Source organism: Mycoplasma crocodyli MP145, from assembly GCF_000025845.1.
Lineage (GTDB): Bacteria > Bacillota_I > Bacilli_A > Mycoplasmatales > Metamycoplasmataceae > Mycoplasmopsis > Mycoplasmopsis crocodyli.
On sequence record NC_014014.1, the window covers coordinates 792,551 to 814,912 of the forward strand.

The window sequence follows — 22,362 nt, forward strand, 5'->3', positions numbered from 1 at the left end:
AAAATAATGATATATTTGCATTTTTTTGGCTAAAAAATTAATAAAAAATAACTTTTTACTTAAAAAAATATATATTATAATTAATAATATGAAAGAACTAGAAAAAATAACCCCTTTGGAAGTGGACTTTCCAAAGTGATATACAGATGTCGTTAAGCAAGGAAATTTAATTGCTTATGGTCCAGCAAAAGGTACATTAATCTTCAAACCAAACTCATATGGTATTTGAGAGTTAATTCAAGAAAATCTTAATAAGATTTTTAAAGAAAAGGATGTTGAAAACGTTTATTTACCTTTACTAATTCCTGAAAGTCTTTTTAATCTTGAAAGAGATCATCTTGAAGGTTTTAACCCTGAATTAGCAACAGTAACTCATGTAGGAGACAAAGAATTAAGTGAAAAATATTTCATAAGACCTACTTCAGAAGTTTTATTTGCTGATTTGTTTAAAAACTCAATTGAATCTTACAATGACTTACCTATTATATATAACCAATGAGCCAATGTAGTTAGATGAGAAAAAACAACAAACCCATTTTTAAGAAGTAGAGAATTTTTATGACAAGAAGGTCATACATGTCACTCAGATCCAATTGAAGCCAGAAGGTTTACAAGAGGAATGATTACAACATATTCTAAATTCCTTAAAAATTTCTTAGCTATCCCTACTATTATAGGTAAGAAAACACCATATGAAAAATTCGCGGGAGCTTGTTCAACTTATACAATTGAGGCAATGATGAAAGACGGAAGAGCACTTCAAGCAGGTACCAGCCATTACTTAGCACAGAACTTTTCTAAACCATATTCAATTCTTTTTAAAAACAAAAAAAATGAAGATGAATATGTTTATCAAACTTCATGAGGTGTTTCAACAAGACTTTTAGGTGCGATTATTATGACACACGGAGACAACAGAGGTGTAATCATTCCTCCAAGAGTAGCTCCTGTCCAAATAGATTTAATTGAATTATTTGCTGCAAAATCTCCAAAAGTAAAAGAAGTTAGTGATGAATTATTTGAACTATTAAGAAGAAAATGAAGAGTTAGAGTTGACAAATCAGATAAACAACCCGGTTTTAAAGCTGCTAATAGCGAAATTCAAGGAGTTCCTCTTAGAATAGAAATAGGTCCAAGAGACTTAGAAAATAATCAAGTAACACTAGTAAGAAGAGATACATTAGAAAAAATTGTAATGAACTATAAAGAAGTTAAAGAAAAAGTTCAAACTATTTTAGATGAAATTCATGAAAATCTTTTTAATAAGGCTAAAGAAAGACTTGATAGCAAAACTGTATGAGTATCAAATTACGAAGAATTCAAAAAAGAAATTGAAAAGAATAATTTTGTAATAGCTCCATTTTGTTGTTTAGATGAAGCTGAAATGAAAATAAAGGAAGAAACTGGTGCAACATCTAGATGTATTCCAAAAACAATTGACAAGCCAGATGAATCTATGGATTGCATTTTCGACACCTGTAAATCAAAAACAAATAGATATGTTGTTTTTGCAAAGGCATATTAAAATATGCTTTGCTAAAACGTTTATTCTTGAATAATTTATAGAACAAACAAGCCGTTTGTTCTTTTTTTCTCCTTTCTCATTCCTATATTAATATATAGGAGGAGTAAAGGAGAAATGAAATGAATACTCAAACAAATGAAAATGATCTTTATAGACAACAGTGCAAGGTTGTTCAAGAAATTTGCCAACTTAAATTGTTGAATGAAAAATTAGCTAGTGTTAGAATGTTCAAAGAAAAATTAAAAGGAGCAATAAATGCTACATACAACAACACAGAAGAGATTTCAAGAATTGAACAAGCAAAAAATCAATCAACTGATTTGATTGACTTTGTACTTAAAAACATGACGCCTTTTAATTCATGATTAATAAAAAATGCATTTATGACTAAAAATGAACAATTAATGGGTCATTGGTATGAAGAATACTTTTCAAAAACAACATACTATAAGAAGAAAAAGGAAGCTATAAACGAGTTTATGGCGCTATATTTTGATTACAAGCAACTACAGTTATAATCAAGAATATCAAAGTATATACTCCGACCCAATAAACTTACAAACATATATTCTTAATACAAAAAGAGTGAATGATTGAGAATACAAATTTGATGTTTCACTAATAAGAAAATTTAATGAAAATAAAATTCTTATTAATTTAAGAAATTTAACTAAGACATATTATTTAAGTGCAGAAATATTAGTGAATGGTAAATCAAAAATATATAAAAAATTAGAAAAAGAAAATAATACTATATTCGAAATTGAAGAAGAATTCAATAAAATTGAAACAATAAATATAAGAGTAATTAATCAAAATGTAATTGTACAAGAATACAAAATTGTCAAACGTACAAAAGAGATTAACAACATTATTGAACTTAAGTCAAAAAACTTTAAATTTAGTGTTCCTTATATTTATACAATAAAAATTTCAAATAAGAAAAATCAAAAAGATGATCAAGTAAAAATTAGAAAGAATTTCTATAGTTTTTTAGTCAAAATTTTTACACCACAAAATTCTAAAAACCAAAAAGAATTTTTAGAAATCAGTTCGTTTTATAATAACTCAGACATCCTAGATGTTTCAAAAATAACAAAATTTTTAAACATTAAAGTTGCAAAACTATCGATCTTAAATTATGATGAATATAGAGATCAAAAAGATTTTGAACTTAAAATTTTAAGTGATGGATTTCAAGATGGTGAAGAATGAAGTGATAGTAAAGCATTAAAAAAATATGAGTTTTCTAATGATTATATTTTTGATGAAAAAAGTCAAAAAGTAATTAAAACAAAATCAAAAAATGTGAAAGGTGCTATTATAAACAAGAATTTTAATGGTAAATTATTATATGAATTACCACTTGAATTTGAATTTTTTGGCTCATATAAATTTACTTTTTTTGAAGAATATAAGGCAAAAGAAAAACGAATAACAACAAGAAAAAAATATAAAATTAGTTTTGAAGAAGATAAAAAAATAGTTAATGAAGAATATAAAAATTTGAGATTTTCTATCAGTTCTGAAGAATGGTTAAAAGTTTTAAATAAAGAAAAAATAGACAATATTTTCTTGGAAAACAAATACATTTCAGCAATAAAAAAAGATGAGAAAAACAATGACTAAAAGAAGTAAACTTTTTATCTTAAGTACCTGTGCTATAGGCTTTTGTGCAGTTATAACTCCTATTGTTGTAATGTCATTAAGTAAAACAAAAAAACCAATAGATAATGAAGAAAATATTAGCAAAAAAGAAAAGACTGATAACTTTTTTCCTGATTGAAAAGTAGAAATGTTTGATGATTTTATAGTTTTCGAAAACGATAAAAATATTTTTAATGAAAATATAATAGCATACTTCATACAACAAACAATTAAACGTTTAAGGGTTGGCGAAGGTCAATTAAAATATGATTACAAATTTAATGAATCAAAAACCATATTAAACATTTGAGTTGAGTTAAAAACTAAAGAAGGCAATATTCAAAGAAAAAAATATTATTTTTCAGTTGATGAACTATAATTAATACATGAAAATTCAAGATACAATTATTAAAAAATTAGAAAATCTTTCTAAAAAGAAAGTTGATATAAATTCTAAGTTAGAAGATTTAAATATAGATTCACTTGATTTAGCAGACTTAATTATAGATGCTGAAAAGGAATTTAATATATCTATTCCCGATGAAGAATTAAACAAAATAAAGTCAGTAAAAGAAATAGTTATATTGATTGAAAAATTAAAATCTTAATATATAATTATATGGCTTAGGAGTATAGTTCAACGGTAGAACAACGGGCTTCAACCCCGTGTGTTGTGGGTTCGAATCCTGCTACTCCTGCCATTTTTTTTATTAAAAAAATGAATTAAATACATATAATTATAAATAATAAGGAGTAGTTATGAGTATGCATAAAAGTAAAATTTGTTTTATTGGAACCGGGGCATGAGCATCTGCTTTGGCTACTGTGGTTTCAAAAAACAATCACCAAGTCAGCATGTACGGTATAAATGAATTGGAAATTAGCGATATTAATAAAGGCAAAAATACCAAATATTTTGGAAGTAAACTCTTTAATAATCCTGAAAATATTAAAGCTACAAACGATTTAAGTGAAGCATTGAAAGATGCTGATGTAGTTGTTTTAGCTGTTCCATCTCAATCTATTAGATCAATTTTGAAAAAATTACAAGAAGAATTAAAAACAAAAAAGGTTGACTTAATCAACGTTGTAAAAGGAATAGATGAAGATAGTGAACTTCTTTTTTCAGAACTAATTATCAAAAAATTTAGAAGAAATGTTAAAAATTTTGCTACTCTAATTGGTCCATCATTTGCAGTTGAAGTTTTTGAAAACTTACTAACAATGATTAATGTTATAGGTATTGATGTTAATTATCTGGCAAAAGTAACTAGAATTTTTAGTAACGATACTTTTAGACTTGTTATTAACGAGGAAGAAAAAGGAAGTGAATTATTTGCTGCTTTAAAAAACGTTCTTGCTATTGGATTAGGAATGATAAACTTTTTCTTACCAAGTAAAAACACGCATGCCGCAGTTTTATCGATTGGAGTAAAAGAAATTTATCAAGTTTATAAAAAAGTTTATCCCAATTCAAAAGACTCAATTGGCTATGAACTAGCAGGAATTGGAGATATTTTTCTAACTTGCTCATCATCAAAAAGTAGAAATTATAGCTTTGGTTACAAAATTTCAGAATATGGTTTAAAGGCGGCTTTAGAGAAAGAAAGCAAAACTATTGAAGGATATTATACGGCTAAAATTCTTTCAAAAATTATTGAAAAACATGAATTGATTACTCCTTTTTTAAAAAGTATAATTGATGTTTTATTTAACAAAAAGAATCCATATAAGGTTTTAGATTTTATAGAAGAGTACAATTAATTATTGTATTTTTTTATTTATTTTGATAAAATAGAACATATACTATTTTAAGGAGAATAATGTCAAAAATAAGAATAGATAAAGATAAACAAGTGGTTGTTGTTCCAGTTGTTGTGTCAAAAGAAGACTGAAGTAAAATAATAAGTACTACAAGACTAAACATTGCTAAAACAATAAAAATACCTGGTTTTAGAATTGGTGCTAATATTCCACAACACGTTTTAGATAAACACATCTCAAACCAAGATGTTATGGAAAGAGGGTTACAACAAGCAATTAGAGCGAATAGAGAACAAGCTTATAAGTTAGCAGAAAAAGAATCTAAAAATATTTTTTATGAACCTCATATCAATGTTATTAAACTATCTTTTGAAGAATTAGAAATGGAATATGAGTTTCCAATGCTTCCTAACTTCGACAATTTAGATGTAAAAGGAATTAAAGTTAATTCTGAATTCACAAAATTTAGTGAAAAATTAGTTGAAAACGAAATTCACGAAATGGCTGCTAAATTTTCAGCTTTCAAAACAAAAAAAGAAGCAGCTGCATTAGGTGATGTAGTAGTTATAGACTTCAAAGGATTTATTAATAATGAAGCATTTGAAGGTGGTGAAGCAGAAAAATTTGAATTAACACTTGGTTCAAAACAATTCATACCAGGTTTTGAAGATCAACTTGTTGGTAAAAAAGCCGGATGAAAAGGCGAAATTAAAGTTACTTTCCCAGATACATATTACGTAAAACAATATAGAAACAAAGAAACAATTTTTGAAATCGTAATACACGAAGTTAAAACGAAAGATGTTCCAGAATTAAAAGAAGAAATAATATCAACATTTAATTTACCAGGCGTATCAACAATGAAACAATTGAAAGATTACTTAGGTGCTTCTGTTAGAAGAGACTTAATTAGAAAAGCTAAAACATCATTTATCGATCATTTGATTGAAGAAGTTATCAATAAATTTGATATTAAATTAAATGAGATTTTATATACAAAAAGAGTTGATGAATTAAACAAAGATTTTAATGAATCATTAAAACAAAACGGTCTTAAAAGAGCTGAATATTTAGAAGTTACAAAAGCAACTGAAGAAGATATTATGGCCGAATTAAGAAAGAGTGCTGAAAAAGAAGTTAAATCTCAATATGTAATTTCTGAATTATTCAAAAAGTATTCAACAGAACCAAAAACAGAAGATATTGAAAAGGAATTTGATAAAATTTCTAAAAAATACAACTTACCTGTTGAAATAGTTAAAGCTCAAATTAATGAAGAAGTTGTTAAATCTTCTCTTCAAGAAGAACAATTTATTGATGCAACATTAAAAATCGTTAACCCTGAGTTACACAAAAATATTGAAAAAGCAACAAAAGATTTAGATGAATTTGAAGCAAAAGGTCTTAAAGAAATAGCAAAAGAAAAGGCAGAAAAAGAACCTGCTGTTGATAAAAAACCAGCAACAAAAAAGGCTACAACAACTAAGGCAAAAGCAGAAAAATAGTTGTTTTAAAACAAGCTCAAACGCTTGTTTTTTTATTGCTTTTAAAAAATTGTTTAAATAAAATACCAAACTTGTTGGTATTTTATTGTTATACAACCAATGTTTTTATATATCAACTTGGCAAGTAAGAATTTACATTGTAAATATTTATTATTAAGAAAGTTATAAGAAGAAGAATAAACAAAGAAATTATCACGTCTTTTAAACCAAAAGTTAACTTACGATATTTAGATCTTTTTGCATATGGATCATATCCTCTTGTTTCCATGGCATAAGACAAATCTTCTGCTTTAGCAAATGATGAAACAAATAACGGAATAATTAATGTAGTAAAAGCAATTATTTTTTCCTTCATTTTACCATTTTTAAAGTCAACGCCTCTTGAAGATTGAGCCTTCATAATTCTGTTTGCCTCATCAAGTAATGTAGGAATAAATCTAAGAGCAATCGAAATAATCATAGCGACTATATGAACCGGTACAAAGAGAAGTTTTAATGGAAACATTAAATCTTCAAGTGCCTTTGTAAGTAATATTGGCTTAGTAGTATTTGTTAAAAGAGTTGTTATAAGAATCATTGTATATATTCTAAAAAATAGTGCAATAGCCTTGTTTATAGCCTCATAAGTCAAAGCATATCCGTATTTAGGTCAAATGATGAGCCTAAATTCAGGAAACTCTGTTATTATTTTATCATAACCAAACGCTGCATTAGGATTTAAGTTTTCACCATATTTAAGCGAGTAAATATTAACTAATAAAATCACAAGCGAAATAAATAACGGAAATTTTATAAGTTTTATAAGCGGAAGAACTCTTTTAGTTGTAATAATATAACCAATTCAAAGAGGAACTATAATTATCAATAAATCAATAAAATAATGAGCTAAAAATACGAATATTATATATAACAAAGTAATCACCACTTTTAGTCTTGGATCCATTCTATAAAGTAATGAATTACCTGGAAGATATCTACCAAAAACACTTTTCATATTATTTACCCTCCCTTCATTGATTAAGAAAATCGGCAAGTTCTTGAATGTTTATAACTTTAGGAACTTCTAATCCTTTTTCTTCTAATTTACTTACAAAATGTAGCAACTTAGGGGGTTGAAGATTATTATCAAGTAAAAACTTTGTATCTTTTAAAATTGGATAAGTTTCGCCATCTTTAATAATTTGACCGTCTTTAAAAAGAAGAACTCTTTTTGAGTAAGCTAAAATATTATCTAAATCATGAGTAACATTAATAACTGTTTTTCCCATATCATGGAGTTTCTTGAATATTTCTAGAATTTCCACAACACCAACTGGATCAAGTCCTGCTGTTGGTTCATCAACGACTAGAAAATCAAGTTCCATGGCTAAAATCCCCGCTAAAGCTACTCTTCTTTTTTGACCACCACTTAGTGCAAACGGACTTCTTTCAAGGTATGATTCATCAAGTCCAACTATTTCAATATATTTTTTTGCTCTTTCCTTAGCTTCTGCTTTTGTAACACCAAAAGACATTGGACCAAACATAATATCTTCTTCAATAGTGGCTTTAAACAATTGATACTCAGCGAATTGGAAAACTGTTCCAACTCTTTTTCTTATATCTTTAACATTTTTAACTTTCTTTTTTCTTGATTTTTTAACAGTTATTTTATCAAGATATACTTCGACTTCTTTTGTTTTTTTGTTTGTTTTTTCATTTCTAAAAATTCACTCAATTGTTCCATCTTCAGGTAAAAGCAAGGCGTTTAAGTGCTCTATAAAAGTTGTCTTTCCAGAACCTGTTTGTCCAATTATTCCAATATACTCACCTTGTTCAATTGTAACATTAACATTATTAAGAGCTTTAAAAACCATTGGAGTTTTTTTGTTAAAAATATGACTTAATTCTCTAACAATTATTTTCATAAAGCCTCCAATAATTCATCTTCATTATAAGTTGGATCAATTCCTTTTATTTTTTCACTCAATTTGTAAATGAATGGTGAATCAATTTTTGCAATATCAATTATTTTTTTATTTTTCAATATTTCAAGCGGAGATCCTTTTGCTATTAGTTTACCTTCGCTAAAAACTAAACAATAATCAGCTAGAATCGCTTCATCCATGTCGTGAGTAATTGAAATTAAAGTCTTTGTTCTTGTTTTTTGAATTTCTCTTATAATACTTAAAATTCTATCTTTTCCTTTTGGATCTAACATAGAAGTTACTTCATCAAAAATCATAATTTGTGGATCAAGAGCAAGAACAGATGCAATAGCTACACGTTGTTTTTGACCACCACTAAGGAATTCAGGTTCTCTATCAAGATAATCAATCATTCCAACTTTTGTTGCATATTCTTCTATTTTTTTTCCTATTTCAGATCTTGGAACACATTTGTTTTCAAGACCGAAAGCAATATCATCCTCAACACTTGCACCAATAAATTGGTTATCAGGATTTTGAAAAATAATCCCTATTTTTTTTCTTATATCCTTTATCGTTTCTTTTGAATAAACAACATCATCAATTGATAATGTTCCTGAATTAGGTTTTACTAGTGCAACAAGCAATTTTGAAAGCGTACTTTTTCCAGAACCATTATGTCCTAAAACAGCTACATATTGACCATGTTCAATTTCAAAAGAAACCTCACTAAGTGCGGGTTTTGAACTTTCATTGTATGAAAATGTTATATTATCTACTTTAACCATGTTTATTATTATATTTAAAATACTAAAATATTTAAAGAATAAATAAAATTAAATACACACATTGTTTTTTTGCACAACTAACTTAAATATTTGATTTAATACAAAAATAATATGTTTATAATTAAATTATGAATTTAAAAATAATTAAGTATAAAAATTGAAAAATACCACTTTTTGTTCAAGATAACAAGTCTGATTCCACTCTAATTGCTATACACGGAATTAATTCTAGTTCTGATTTCATTGTTCCTATATCAGAATATAAAAACAAATTTAATATAATAGGAATTAATTTACCTGGTAGCAAGTATTTTTTAGAACTTAACAAAATAAAACATGAAGATGTAAAGATGGATCTTTGAATTGAAATTACAAACTATGTTATAAATAAAGTAAAAACAAAACACAATTTTCTAATTGCTCACTCAATGAGCGGGGGTGTTGCTTGTAAAGTTGGAAAAATTAATAAACTTGAACACATCTTTTTTTTAGCAACTATACATCCTAACTTAGCCGAATCAAAAGTGGTAAAACTTTTTAGTAGCATTACTGTTGAACCAAAAGGTAAAATCAAAACAACATTAAACAAAGGTATCAAAAAAGGTTTGGATTTTTTTCAAAAAAGAGAACCTTGAATTGCACCTTTTTCTGATGAAAAAAGTGTGTGAGCAAACTTAATTAAAGAAAATGTTCTCGATCAAGAAAAACTGCTTTCTTTGAACGATGATTATGTTTCACTTGTTAAAAAATCAACATTAATTGTGGGTGCTTTTGACAAGGTGATTAATACAGAAAAATTTGTTGAATATGCTTATCAAATTGAAGCGCCTGTTTATATAATTGGAACAGGACATAGCCCAATTTGATATAACACACGTGATTTCTATTTGTTTTTTAACAAAAGAATTATAGGGAAAAAACGTTTTTTATTCAACGGTTTAATTTCGTCTTTAGATTCTGAATACAAATCAAACGTTAATGACCAAAGTGAAGAAGAAGGACTTTTAGTAAATAGTATTACTAAATAAAGAAGGTAAAAATGGCATCAAAAGTTACTGCTAAATGCATTGAATGTGGAGAAGAGTTTAAATATTATTTCGGAGTTATTGAAGAATTGCAACCAATATCTCTTTTTCTTGAAGCATTTAAAAAAGATCAAAAAAATTATTTCGATAAGAAGTTATTTTTTGAATATTTAGATAATAATCTTAAAGATGAAAAGGATTACTCATCTCAAAATGAAGAAGGAAAATTAAAAAGATGTGAATTAATTTTTGCTTATATTAATGAATTTTTTAGTCCTGATGAAATTGAAATGCTTAAGACTAATATACTTTTAAATTTTAAAATTGAGATATATCCATATGTAAACATTGAAGAGGAAAAGGAAAAAAGAAAGATTTTAAATCTTCCTCTTTTATCTTTAAAACTTCTTGGAAAAGATGAATATACTAGAAAATATAGTACAATGGCTTATACTAATTTTAGTGATGATCAACAATTCTTAACCTGTCCTAAGGACTTAAAACTTAGTTGTAAATTCGTTACTGAAGAACAAATTTAAAATTATCTAGTTATTATTTAATAGCATTATTTTCCATAATAGCCTGTTTAACAGGCTTATATGATAATCTATGAAATGGAGATACTCCGTTTTTTCTTAATCCTTCAAGATGTAATTTAGTTCCATATCCCTTATTTTTGTCCCAAGAAAACATAGGATATTTTAAGTGCAATTTACGCATAACTTGATCTCTATAATGCTTAGCTAAAATACTTGCTGCTGCTACAGAAATTGAAATTGTATCACCTTTAACTAAATTAATTTGTTTCTTGTCTTGTAAATTCAATTTCTCAAAATCAGTAATTACAACATCATATTTATCAGCTAATAAATTAGCTATTTTTTCCATTCCAACAATACTTGCTTTTTTTGGATTTAATTCATCAACTTCAAAATTACTCAATTCAATAATTTCATATGCAATTGCATCTTCTTGAATTTTAAAGAAAAGATTTTCTCTTTGCTTGGAAGTTAATTTTTTGGAATCATTAATCTCATCATTTTTATAATTAGCAGGAAAAATCACACCCGCTACAACTAAAGGCCCGGCTAAAGCTCCCCTACCTGCTTCATCCATACCTAAAATCTTTTCAAATCGTTTTAAATTCTTTATTTCATAATCTAACATTTTACCCCTTATTTAAAATATAATTTGCTCCTTAGAACAAATTATATTTTAAATTATTTATTACGCTTGTTTTTTCTTTCTAAATATCAAGAATGCAACCACCGCTAGTAATCCCAATCCTGTTATAATAGAAATACTTATTAATCAAGCATTTCTTGTTTTATTGTTTTTAACTTCTGGTTTTTGAGGAACAGGTGTAATTCCCGGATCAGGATTTACAGGACTTATAACTCCACCACTAGTTAGCTTTTTAAATCCTGCTAATGAAACTGTTTCAGCTAGTTTAATAGAAGGATCTTCTTTTAAAGTTAATTCATATCTAACTTTTAATGTCCCTGTTATATCATCTGGTGTTACATCTAAAATCTTTGTTGTATATTTAGAAGAATCAACATTACTTAATTTAATATCTTGTTTCTTTATTTCAGAAGGTGATTTTTTATCATAATCAGGTTTATTGACACCATTTAGAGTAATTTCAACCTTCTTAGTTTCTGTTTTTATTTCTTCTTCTTTTTTAATAACAGCAGGATCGAAATTTATTGTTTTTACATAAGATGCCTTAAGTTCTTGGTGTTCTTTATCAAAAAGGTCATATTTAACAATTACTTTTTTATGTTCTTTATCTTTAATTAATTCTGTTATTTTAATTTCAAACATAGAAGGAATTTTTGAATTATCAACTGTTATATCACTTTGTTGAATCTTATCAATATCTTCTTGTGTTGTTGAAAGTGCTTCAGGATATTCTTTTTTGTTAGCATCAAAATCAGCTTTAAATTGCTCTTTTGTTTTAATAGCTTTTATTTCATTCAATAAAGTCACATATTCTGAAGAAGGTTTAACTTCACTAGTTTCAATTAAACCTTTTAATACTTTAGCCTTATTTTCAAGCAATGTTTTTTCTTTTACATAATATAAAGCATCCATATCTAAGTCTAATAAATTATTATATGAATTAATTGCTCTATCTTTTTGTGTTAAATCAACAACTAATTTAGGTAATGCAGCTGAAAATTCACTCGCTAATTTTGCAACATCTTTGGCTCTTAAATTAGCATCATCTTTTGTTGTTTCGATTTGCTCTTTTAATTTCTTAACATTTTTAAAACTTTCTTTTGTATAATCAGCTTCTTTTGTAAAAACACTTGAATTAGAAGTTAATAAATCTTCTAATGTTTTCTTATCTCCTAATAATTGGTCTGTTGGAATTGTATTATAGTATTCAAGAGTTTTTGTTATTGATGTAATTGAAGCTTCACCAGCATTATTGTTAGCTATTAATTCTTCAGCAGCATTGACTAGCTCTGTCATTTTCGCTTTATCTTCAGGAACGATTTTTGGTTCATTCAATTTTGCTTTTACCGAATCTTTTAACGTTGTTAGAGTGCTTTTATCTTGTGTAGTAACACCTGTTTTCTTAAATAAGACAAGGTCGGAAATATTTAATTTTTCTCCAGTTCAATCAAATTTAACTTCTAATAGTTTCTTACCTGTTGGAACAATAAAATCATTTACAGATTGTAGTAATTTACCTAGTTCAACGGTTGATTTTACTTTTGTTGTTTCGTCGTATAAAATGGCGCTAACTTTTGCGTTTTTATTTGCTTGTGAAACTATTCTTATGTAGTTTGCTTCAGTTTGTTCTTTAGTTGATACTATATAATTTAATGTACCAGTTTCTTTTTCTGAAATATAGTTTGTATTTAAGTCTTGATCAATTAATGCATCAAAAGTATGACCTCTTGAATCTAATGAATCGCTTACGAAATCTTTATTATTATCTTCAAGTGTATATTCACGTAAAAAATCTTTTTTAGATTCATCATAGTTTCAAATAATTTCGTTAATTTGACTTCATCTGTGTGCATAATTTGCAGTAATTTTAATCTTTATATATCTTACTGTTTTGTTTATATTTGACTTGCTTATAGTATTATATGACACTTCATGATCTGGAAAACTGTTCATAATATCTTTATCACTTTGTTCATTATCAACACCGTCTCCAATAGTAATTACTTTTTCTCAATCTGTATCAGTTGTTGAATTTGTAGCACTTATATAAACTTCAGCATCACGAATATAATCAGGATTTGAATCATTAATAATTAACTTAAGGTTCTTCATGTTTGTTTCTTTACCTAAATCAATTATTGTATATTGTCCTTTTGTTTGAGTATTATTTAACTTCATTCCGGTGTTGATATTATTATCGAATAATTTTCATTTTTTATCATCTCCAGCTTCATTTCCCATATTTGTAGAAACAACACTAGGACCTTGGAATTGATGAGCTGTAACACTTAATTTTGATAAGTCAAAAGAAACATCATCAGAACCTTTGTTTATTATTCTCAAATATCTTGCATCTTTATGTGTCGTTGCTAAGTCGGTTGGTAAATTGTCAAAAACTAAATTATTTTGAGAAAGTTCAATTGTTAGTTTTTCTTTGTTTGTTGCTTCGAACAATACTTCTTTAAGTTCTGAATTTCTTAATAAATCAACCGTTATATATTCATTAGGTTTTAGAACTAATCCAGTAACTGGTATTGCTTCAAAAACACCTGTTTTAACATTGTAATTTGCTCTAACCATATAACCAGTTTGTGTTTTATTGGTTTCTAGAACCGTGTTAAATACTTGTTGACTATATCCTTCAACCTTAAATTCACGAATTGCAATTCAATTCTTGTGTCTTTTTGTTGAAACTATTCTTATGTACTTTGCTTTTTGTTTAGGTTTACTTCTATCAGATTCATAAATGATATGTCTAGTATTATCAAAGTGTTTTAATGTAGTTCAAGTTGTGTTATTTTCTGAAATTTGCAAATCTGCACCTTGCATATAATCACCATCAGAATCATTTCTTCCCATTAGAATATCGATTTTTCCTATTTCAGACATGTTTGCAAGTTCAACGCCTATTGCTGCATCGATTGTTGTTCAATCTCTATCAGCGTGGCCCGATGCATATTGACCTGTTTTAAAGTGTGCATATGTAGAATTATTTTTATCAAATACTTTTGATTTTTCTGAATCAGCAATTTGAATAACTTCATTTGATGGACCAGTGGTTACAGATGAAATCGTAGGTGTCGGACTAATTTCTTGTGGTTTATAAACTGATATATTTCTAAATGATACTCAAGTAACACCAGCTTCGGTTGATCTAACTCTTATATATTTAACATTAGTTAATTTTTTAGATGAAGCATCAAATTCTACTTCCGTTTCTCCATCTGTGTAAGTTTTTAATGTTTCTCATTTTGCATTTGCTAATTCTGTGCTTGTTGAGTATTCCAGTGCAAATTTTTTAAATCTATCTCCATCTTTGTTTGTTTTTCCAAGTTTTACTTTAAATAAACCAATTGCAGATGCCGAATTAAGTTCCAAAGTGATTGCATCATTTTCCAAAAACTTATCATTTTTAGTCTTTAATCAACAACTAGAATTTTCATCATCATCATAAATATTAGTTAATTCTCCACTATATTTAGTTCAACCTTCTGGTAAGGTCATTGCTTTGATGGCTAATTTTTCTAATTTAACTGGCTCATCTTTAGGTAAAAAGTCCAAGTTAAATTCTCTTATTCCAGCTCATCTATCGTTTGATGAATCAGCTGTGTTAACAAGTTTTATACCTAACACTCCCTCAAGTTTAATATTATATAAATCTATATCTTTGGTTGTATATTTTTTACCTGTTGTTTCAACATCAAGTCATTCCTTACCGTCTTTTGTGTATTTAAGTTCCGATTCTTTGAAAAAATCAGTTTCATGGTTATTCGTTGCTTGATTAATGTGTATCCCATAAATTGTAGAAGGTTTTTTTAGTGTAATTGAATATTCATCACCTTTAGCTGGATGTCCTTTATAAAGAAGACCTGTGCCTAGATTATTATCATTCAAATTGTCAACATTTCCTTCAATACTTTTTGTATTACTTTTTGAAGAATAAGTTATTTTTTGGCTATTTATGAATGCTCCACCAAAAATGTAATCACTATATAATTTTGAAGTTGTTTCTTTTAAATTATTTGAAAAAGGTATTAATCTTTTTGCACCAGCTTCAGTATTTGTCATACCTGAAATAATAATATGTTTGTATGAATTTGCTTTATTATAAAACTCAATGGCTGTTTGATATTTTTCAAAACCTGATGCTTTTTTATCGTTTTTAAAGTCTTCATATGCTTCTAAAAACATATTAATAGCTTTTGCTCTATCTCTTATTGATTGTGCAAATGGTGTTAATTGTTGCAAGAATCTTACATTTTTCATATTAGTTAGAACATCGGACGAAGCATAAATAATTTTACTCATTTCTTCTTCAATTTTCTCTTTATTTGCCTGTGTTAAAGGTTGATCTGAATTTAAGTTAGTAGTAAGAGTAGTTATATCTGAAGCTATGTTTTCTGATTCTCCTAACACTAAATTATGCCCATTAGGAGCAGGGTCTGACATATGATTAGCTAATCTAAATAATGAATCTGAAACGTTTTCATCAATATACTTAAATGAATTTTCTCATGATTTATCTGCATTGAAATTCTTAACATTTCAAGAATAGTCAGCTATTGCAGCAAGAGCAACTTTTGATGGTTCAGCTTCTTGCATAGGATTAGATACTACTCCAGCCAAGTCTTCAACATTAATATCAGTGTGTAATAGTTCACCTTTTCCCATTAATAATCTTTTCTTATTTATATCATTAACTGGTCAATTTAATCAGAATAAAGGAGCGCGTCTTTTTGATTGTCCTGCTCTTAAATTTCTTGTTCTGAAATTATTTAATGTGTCTTGTATTATTGGAGCACAAACTGTATTCCCTGTTCAGAAAATATGAACTTCTGGTGGAAATTGAGGATCATAATCACTTAATTCATTCATATCAGTTCATGCATTATTATATCCAGCAGGACAAAATACTCAATCATAAACATCACCTTTTTTCTTACCTCATTCTACTAATGATTTCATCATATTAATAACAGTTTGTCTAGGAACTGAACCAACATCGTCAGCTAAAACTCCAAATTGTCTAACACCTATTGAATAAAGTTGTTCAAATTTAGCAATTAATTTTGCTAATCTTTCTTCATATTTATTTGCATCTGAACCAATGTTTTGACTCGACATGAATGGGTGAGCTGTTCAAACAAATTTTGTTTTATTCATTCTTCCAACTTCTACCATTTCTTTAACTTTTTTCAGTTCTTCTTCTGGATATAATTCAAATCATTTGCTTGAATGATATGGATCATCTTTTGGTGCAAATACATAAGATGTCATCTTAATTTTTCCACCAAATTTCATTAGAGACATTCTATCTTCATTAGTTCAAGGAAGTCCATAATACCCTTCAATAAATCCTCTTATTGCTGTATCTGCATAATCTTGAATCACTAAGTTTCTAATTGAAAGTCCATTGATTTGTTCCAATATATCTTTCAAAGAAACAAGTCCATAGAAAAGTCCGTCTGAATTCTTACCGATAACAGTAATTTTTCCTTCTTTAATTATTAAAACATATGCATCTATTTTTGTTAAAACATCTTGGTTAAATAAACTCCCATATTCATTAACCACCTTAGTTTTTAAATCACTATTTTTAGAAAAGTCAACTAAATTTATACTTAGTTTTTTACTAGTATTTAAATCAGCTATACTTAAGTTTTTAACGGCTAAAACTTCATCAAGTTTTGCTTGTGTTGGTTCATCAAGTTCATCCTTTGAAAGTTCATATTTTTCTTGTATTAAAAATGAACCATCCAAATAATTTACAGTATGTGGATTTGGTGTTATATTATAATCCACTAATGTTATAACTGGATTAGTAAGCGCTGGCAAAGTATTACCAGAGATTAACATCATAGGTGTGAAAGCACCTATTAAAGCTAAACTAGAAAACGCTAATAACTTCTTCTTTTTTGTTTTCATTTATTCTCCCTCTTTTATATATTTTTATATATATGTTAATAATAAACAAATCAAAAATAATGAAAAATTATGGAAAAAAAATTACCACTTTTCAGTGAATTATTAATTCATAGGAGTAAATATCTTGCTATATTATTGTTTCAAAATACAAAAAACAACAACAATTTTGCTGTTTTTTGTATTTTATTTTGAATTATTAATTCTTTTTAGTTTTTATTTTTTTCATAATTAAAAACGTTGCTAATCCTATAACTCCAATCAGTGCTAACCCACCAAAAAGTGATGAAAACAATATTATTTTATTTGAATTTGTTTCTTTTTGTCCTTTATAAGTATCAACGGTTGGTATATTTGTCGGTTCTGTTGGTTTGGGTTCAATCGGAACATTAGGAACATTTGGTTCGTTAGGAGTTGGATTTTGAGGCAATTCAGGGATTGGATCTATTGAAATATTCTTATTTTTTTCATAAATTCTGAATTTTTGAGCTGCTGAATGACCATCACTAGATGCCAAAACATCTAATTTTAGATATTTAGCTTCGATTGGTTCATCAAAGATTATTTCTTTAGAATTTGAATCCGATTTTAAATCAATTGTTTTATAGTCTTTGTATTCAACACCATCTAATGAATATGAAACTTTAAGTTTTGTTATAATTCCACTCATAACATCTTTTCTCGGTTCATAAACCAATGAACTTAAAGTTAATGGCTTATTAAATGTAAATAATATATTGACATCTTTTGGGTTTTTATTTCAATTTGAGTGTCATATATTAGTAAAGTCATTGTCCAAAGCGTTTGTTAAAGCATTATTTTCCTTAGTCTTTTCCTCAGAATTTGTAGTAACTTCATATTTTGAATTATCAACCAAGTAGTAATCACTAACAGGACCATATAGATTTATTTCTCTTGCTGATAAAAACTTTCCACCATGAACTTGTGAAGGAATAATCTTTAAATACTTAATTTCTTTATCTAAAATAAAGTCTACAATTTTCGTTTTATTATCATTCTTTCAAACAAAAGTGGTTAATTCTGTAAATGAAGCTTCATCATCGTTTGTTGTGCTATACAAAACTTTTCCAGCTTGAATATTTCCATTACCACCTTTAGGAAGATACTCAATTTTTGACACTTTAATTGGCTTATTAAACTCTCATTGCATAAACATTTTAGAAGGGTCTTTTTGTTCACCAGTTTCATAATATGAATTAAAATCTTCATCAACAGCTTTTGATGCTTCTTTATTTTTTCCACCATCAGAAGCTGTGAATTTAAATAAATAAGTAGGAAGATAAGCATCTTCTTTTTCTAGTTTTGTAGGATAAAAAGTAAATGAAATAGGTCCTGCTGGTAAAACTTTATCAAAAGCTAATCTTTTAATAAAAATTTCCTTACCTTGTTCTTCGGTTATTTTAGGTGCTTGTTCTTTAAATGATGTTCAAGTTTTTTTATCTTCACTTCATAGAAGTTTATCAACGCCATCACCATATAATTTTTGAGTTAAATTGTTATAGTAATATTTATTTGAATCTAGTGGTAGTGAAGATAAATTAATTCTAAATGTTTCTGAAGTTCCTGAAAGTCCAACCACTATATCATTCGAATCGGTTAATAAAGTAATTTCTTCATCGCTTAGTAAAACTTCTTTTTCACGAGATGTTTTAAAAGTAGAACCTCCATCAATACTATATCTAAGTTCAGTATCAGAATTTTTATACATATCATTAATAACTATTTTATTTGCCTTATCACCACTAAATGAGAATGTTGCTAAATCGGTGTTTAGATCACCCAATATACCTCTTGCTTGTTCATTAATTATTCCGTGATCATATGCTTCACTTTTATCTATTCTTGAATCTCTAACAAGATTTTTCTTAAGAAGCGAATTTAACTCAAATTTATGTTCATCACCTTTAAGACTATTTACAACTTGTTTTACAATGTTGTTGTATGGATGTGGGTACATTTTTAGGTTTGTTAGAACCATTTTTCCAAAAGCTACTTTATCAGCATCACTTTTTGAATTTGTAGGATCTATCATTAGTAAATCAAGAGCATAAATAGCATTATAGTTTTGAGGAAAAATTTCAATAGCTTTTCTATATATTTCTTCTTTTTTAGCTATATCATCATAAAATCTTGCCGTTTCAAAAAGATTATTAGATTTGTAAAATTGATCTTTGTTTTTTAAAGCGTTTTCTGCCATTTGAATATAGTTAACGTTATATTCAAAATAATCACCATTGATTCTCTTCGGTCTTCAATCAAGTATCATTCTTTCGCCCTTTTCAGCTACATTTCATGATCCGACTTGATTGTCTATTGCTCAATATTTATATAATTTTTCAGTTTTAGTTACTGGATCAATATCCTTTTTATATTTGTAATTTAAATAAGCTCCATGTCCTGGTTGACCAACAACAACAGATGGATATCCGGTTGATGATAGCATTGCTGTTCCTTGTTTCGAAATACCACCACAAACTTGACCAACTTCCATTCTTACTCAGTTTCTAAAAACCCCATCATTTTTTATTCCGAATTTTGTTAGAAAATATTTCTTATCCATTTCCTCAAATTTTTTAATTGCTTCTGGTGAAGTAGGTTCATTTAATTTAAATTTTTTAAAGAAATCACTATGAGCACTTCCGGTTGTATAACTAACAAAATCATACCCACCAATTGAGAAGTTACCTGAAAACGGTTGTGGATTGCCACCACCAGACATACCTCTTCTTCTTGATCAGTAGTTTAAGAAATTAATTTCATCATCAGTTAAATCTGAGTTAATAATTCATCTCATATGTTCAACAGTCAAATTATCAAAATGATCAACTTTTAGTTTGTCATAGTATGTTCCAGCTTTAACTCTGTTTCTTAATCTCAATAAAGCAGCTTTTTCTCATTGGGTAGTTGCAGTTCCTTTTTTCTCAAGTTCTTCAATATATTCAGTTATATCTTGTTGATCGGTTTGACTTCTAAGTTTATAGAAAATCTCAAATCTTGTTAACGGATCACTACGTTTTTGAGAGAAGTCAGATCATACGCCGGTACCATAAACAAGTGCTGTTGCAGCAGCTAATTTTAAATACACTTCACCACGTGCAACTTTACTGGTTTCATCCACAAAAGTGATATTAAAAGAATTTAGATATTTTTTGTATAAACTATGTAAAACTTTAATAGAATTTACCCAGTATTCTTGCGAAGTTTTGTTTGCATCTAAATCTCCACCAGTCATATAATACTTAAGTAATTTATTACCTAAAGAATCATTAAACAATCATTGAATAAAAGTCTTCAATTCTTCATCAACATTAAAGAGTGAAACTAAATAATCATATCCTACTCTTGATACAAATTTCTCTTTGTACAAGTCTAATTCATATGTTGATACTTCTGAAGAAATAGGATTTTTTGCTATTATTGATTGCTTGTATTCCTCAGGTGTTTTTATAAAATCATATGTAGTTTTTAGTTCGAATGGATAACTTGATTTTCTAAACATAGCATGTGCTAAAACAGCATGATTATAACTATTTGAACCACCCACTTTTTTTATGGTGATTTTTAAAACTTTTTTACCTGTTATATCTAGATCTATTTTTCCTGCTTCACTATTTCCTTTGTAAACTGATGCATCTTCTTTTAAAGAAGTTCAATCGGTTCCGTTATCAGATACAAAGAAGTTGAATTTAACTCCAGCTGATTTGTCGCCTTTTGAAAAATCAACTCCATAATAGGCACTAAATTTATCAAACGATTTGTCTGATAAATCATAAATTAATTCATTGTCAGAATGCGTACCAAGACCTTTGAAAAATGCTGTTTTCTTTCCACCAATATTAAGGTTAATTGTTTTTCCATCATAGTTAGTATTTATCTTTACTTCATTACCTAAAGAATCTTTATTTTTTAATGTTAAATCACTAAGTCAATTAAAGTTTGTATTAGCTCTCAAAGTGGTGCTTGATTCGTTATAATAGTTGGGTTTATCAATTAATTTTTTTGATTTTTGGTTATTGGAAATAAATAAAAGTGGAGTACTTACTGCTACCGAAACTAATATGGTACTTCCTAATAATATTTTAGTTATTTTTTTCATGTTAAAACTCCTTTTATGAAAAGTATAATTATTATAATAAAATTAGTCCAAGTTGGTAAATATAGAGCAAAAAATAAAATATTAAAAATGGCTATTAATAGCCATTGTTTAATTTCTTATAATGTGAATGTTTTTAGAGATATATTTCTTTGTAAAGCAACTATATAAAAACTTGTGGTAATTGATTTATATAAGAAGAAAATTGTTCCCGAAAAACTTACTACTTCAAAAAATGTATATGCATCATATATTGAAGAAGGAAGTGTATTTATTCCAAACAATGTAGTACTTGAGATAGTACTTGCTGAAAATGTAAATAACTTCATAAACGGAATTGCTACATCACTAACAATTAAGTAAAATGTTGGTAAATTATGTTTATCATATGAAGTTATAAATATGTTATTTAATAAAAACATTACATATATAACTATTGGTCATAATATAATTAATGTTAAACCTATTTTAGCAATTTTAAAAATTCTAAAAAATAAGAATGGCGTAAATGTAAATAGGAAAACATATAAAACAGCATAAATACCAAGACGTAAAAAGTTTATATTAATTCCTTCATCTGAAGGTTTTCCAGAAGCTCAAATTACTAAAAGCGAAATGAATAAATAACCTAAATTCAATAAAAATATAAATAAATTATTAATAATAAAAGAACTAATCTTAATTGTTTTTTTGTAGAAAAACAAAGAGTGGGTCATTAAGGCTAAAACTATAAAAGAAATAGCAAGATGAGAATAATACATTAAAATATATTGTTGACTTTTAGCAACAAATGCTAAAAGTAGTGTTGGTAAAATCAACAAAATTAAGGCTATTAAAGATTTATAAAATGTCCTTAATAAATCTTTTGAATTGTTTTTGTACTCACTTAAAAACAATTTAGAGTAGATTTTAAACATCATCACCTCCAAAATTGTTTACTAATTTATCAACATAAATATTTGTTGATATTTTAACCGAAA

Annotated in this window: 16 protein-coding genes and 1 tRNA gene; 10 read left to right on the top strand and 7 right to left on the bottom strand. The window is 27.3% G+C overall.

Annotation, left to right across the window (positions count from 1 at the left end; translation table 4 throughout):
• Positions 1 to 88: 88 nt before the first annotated feature.
• The 8 genes from proS (at position 89) to tig (ending at position 6,441) form a co-directional block, all read left to right on the top strand.
• Entirely contained in the window at positions 89 to 1,525 is a 1,437-nt protein-coding gene (gene proS / locus MCRO_RS03440) for a proline--tRNA ligase (RefSeq protein ID WP_013054353.1), read from the top strand.
• Between the two features lie 119 nt (positions 1,526 to 1,644).
• Positions 1,645 to 2,043: an MG284/MPN403 family protein gene (locus MCRO_RS03445; protein ID WP_013054247.1), complete on the top strand. Its 399-nt coding sequence runs from the start codon at positions 1,645 to 1,647 to the stop codon at positions 2,041 to 2,043.
• 67 nt (positions 2,044 to 2,110) lie between these two features.
• Positions 2,111 to 3,154 (top strand): hypothetical protein, encoded by a 1,044-nt coding sequence (locus tag MCRO_RS03450; RefSeq protein WP_148207931.1) that lies wholly within the window; start codon positions 2,111 to 2,113, stop codon positions 3,152 to 3,154.
• The gene (locus MCRO_RS03455; protein WP_013054613.1) at positions 3,147 to 3,551 is read left to right on the top strand and encodes an MHO_1590 family protein; all 405 of its coding nucleotides are present in this window, start codon (positions 3,147 to 3,149) and stop codon (positions 3,549 to 3,551) included. Before MCRO_RS03450 ends, MCRO_RS03455 begins: the two co-directional genes overlap by 8 nt.
• 7 nt (positions 3,552 to 3,558) lie before the next feature.
• A complete protein-coding gene (locus MCRO_RS03460; protein ID WP_013054322.1) occupies positions 3,559 to 3,780 on the top strand; it encodes a phosphopantetheine-binding protein in 222 nt (73 codons plus the stop codon).
• Between the two features lie 18 nt (positions 3,781 to 3,798).
• A tRNA-Trp gene (locus MCRO_RS03465) sits at positions 3,799 to 3,873 on the top strand.
• A gap of 64 nt (positions 3,874 to 3,937) precedes the next feature.
• Positions 3,938 to 4,936 carry an NAD(P)H-dependent glycerol-3-phosphate dehydrogenase gene (locus MCRO_RS03470; protein ID WP_041594138.1) on the top strand — a complete coding sequence of 333 codons (999 nt, stop codon included), beginning with the start codon at positions 3,938 to 3,940 and terminating at the stop codon, positions 4,934 to 4,936.
• Between the two features lie 59 nt (positions 4,937 to 4,995).
• Positions 4,996 to 6,441 carry a trigger factor gene (gene tig / locus MCRO_RS03475; RefSeq protein WP_013054682.1) on the top strand — a complete coding sequence of 482 codons (1,446 nt, stop codon included), beginning with the start codon at positions 4,996 to 4,998 and terminating at the stop codon, positions 6,439 to 6,441.
• Positions 6,442 to 6,529: 88 nt separating this feature from the next.
• Here tig and MCRO_RS03480 read toward each other — a convergent pair whose 3' ends face one another.
• Genes MCRO_RS03480 through MCRO_RS03490 form a run of 3 tightly spaced genes read right to left on the bottom strand, consistent with a single transcriptional unit; the run spans position 6,530 to position 9,136 of the window.
• Positions 6,530 to 7,435 (bottom strand): energy-coupling factor transporter transmembrane component T family protein, encoded by a 906-nt coding sequence (locus MCRO_RS03480; protein WP_013054640.1) that lies wholly within the window; start codon positions 7,433 to 7,435, stop codon positions 6,530 to 6,532.
• A gap of 1 nt (position 7,436) precedes the next feature.
• A complete protein-coding gene (locus MCRO_RS03485) occupies positions 7,437 to 8,348 on the bottom strand; it encodes an energy-coupling factor transporter ATPase (RefSeq protein WP_013054176.1) in 912 nt (303 codons plus the stop codon).
• On the bottom strand, positions 8,339 to 9,136 hold the full coding sequence (locus MCRO_RS03490) for an energy-coupling factor transporter ATPase (RefSeq protein WP_013054387.1): 798 nt from the start codon (positions 9,134 to 9,136) through the stop codon (positions 8,339 to 8,341). Before MCRO_RS03490 ends, MCRO_RS03485 begins: the two co-directional genes overlap by 10 nt.
• A 128-nt stretch (positions 9,137 to 9,264) precedes the next feature.
• On the opposite strand from MCRO_RS03490, the gene MCRO_RS03495 reads away from it, so the two are divergent.
• Together MCRO_RS03495 and MCRO_RS03500 are read left to right on the top strand one after the other, a co-directional pair.
• Positions 9,265 to 10,164 carry an esterase gene (locus tag MCRO_RS03495; RefSeq protein WP_013054756.1) on the top strand — a complete coding sequence of 300 codons (900 nt, stop codon included), beginning with the start codon at positions 9,265 to 9,267 and terminating at the stop codon, positions 10,162 to 10,164.
• Between the two features lie 11 nt (positions 10,165 to 10,175).
• The gene (locus MCRO_RS03500; protein ID WP_013054492.1) at positions 10,176 to 10,700 is read left to right on the top strand and encodes a hypothetical protein; all 525 of its coding nucleotides are present in this window, start codon (positions 10,176 to 10,178) and stop codon (positions 10,698 to 10,700) included.
• 13 nt (positions 10,701 to 10,713) lie between these two features.
• On the opposite strand, the gene rnhB is transcribed toward MCRO_RS03500, so the two are convergent.
• From rnhB to MCRO_RS03520, 4 genes are all read right to left on the bottom strand, one after another.
• Positions 10,714 to 11,328 carry a ribonuclease HII gene (rnhB, locus tag MCRO_RS03505; RefSeq protein WP_013054202.1) on the bottom strand — a complete coding sequence of 205 codons (615 nt, stop codon included), beginning with the start codon at positions 11,326 to 11,328 and terminating at the stop codon, positions 10,714 to 10,716.
• A gap of 60 nt (positions 11,329 to 11,388) precedes the next feature.
• A complete protein-coding gene (locus MCRO_RS04000) occupies positions 11,389 to 17,271 on the bottom strand; it encodes a beta-N-acetylglucosaminidase domain-containing protein (protein WP_013054286.1) in 5,883 nt (1,960 codons plus the stop codon).
• 196 nt (positions 17,272 to 17,467) lie between these two features.
• Entirely contained in the window at positions 17,468 to 21,385 is a 3,918-nt protein-coding gene (locus MCRO_RS03515; RefSeq protein ID WP_013054325.1) for a discoidin domain-containing protein, read from the bottom strand.
• 116 nt (positions 21,386 to 21,501) lie between these two features.
• Entirely contained in the window at positions 21,502 to 22,299 is a 798-nt protein-coding gene (locus tag MCRO_RS03520) for a hypothetical protein (protein ID WP_013054766.1), read from the bottom strand.
• Positions 22,300 to 22,362: the final 63 nt, after the last annotated feature.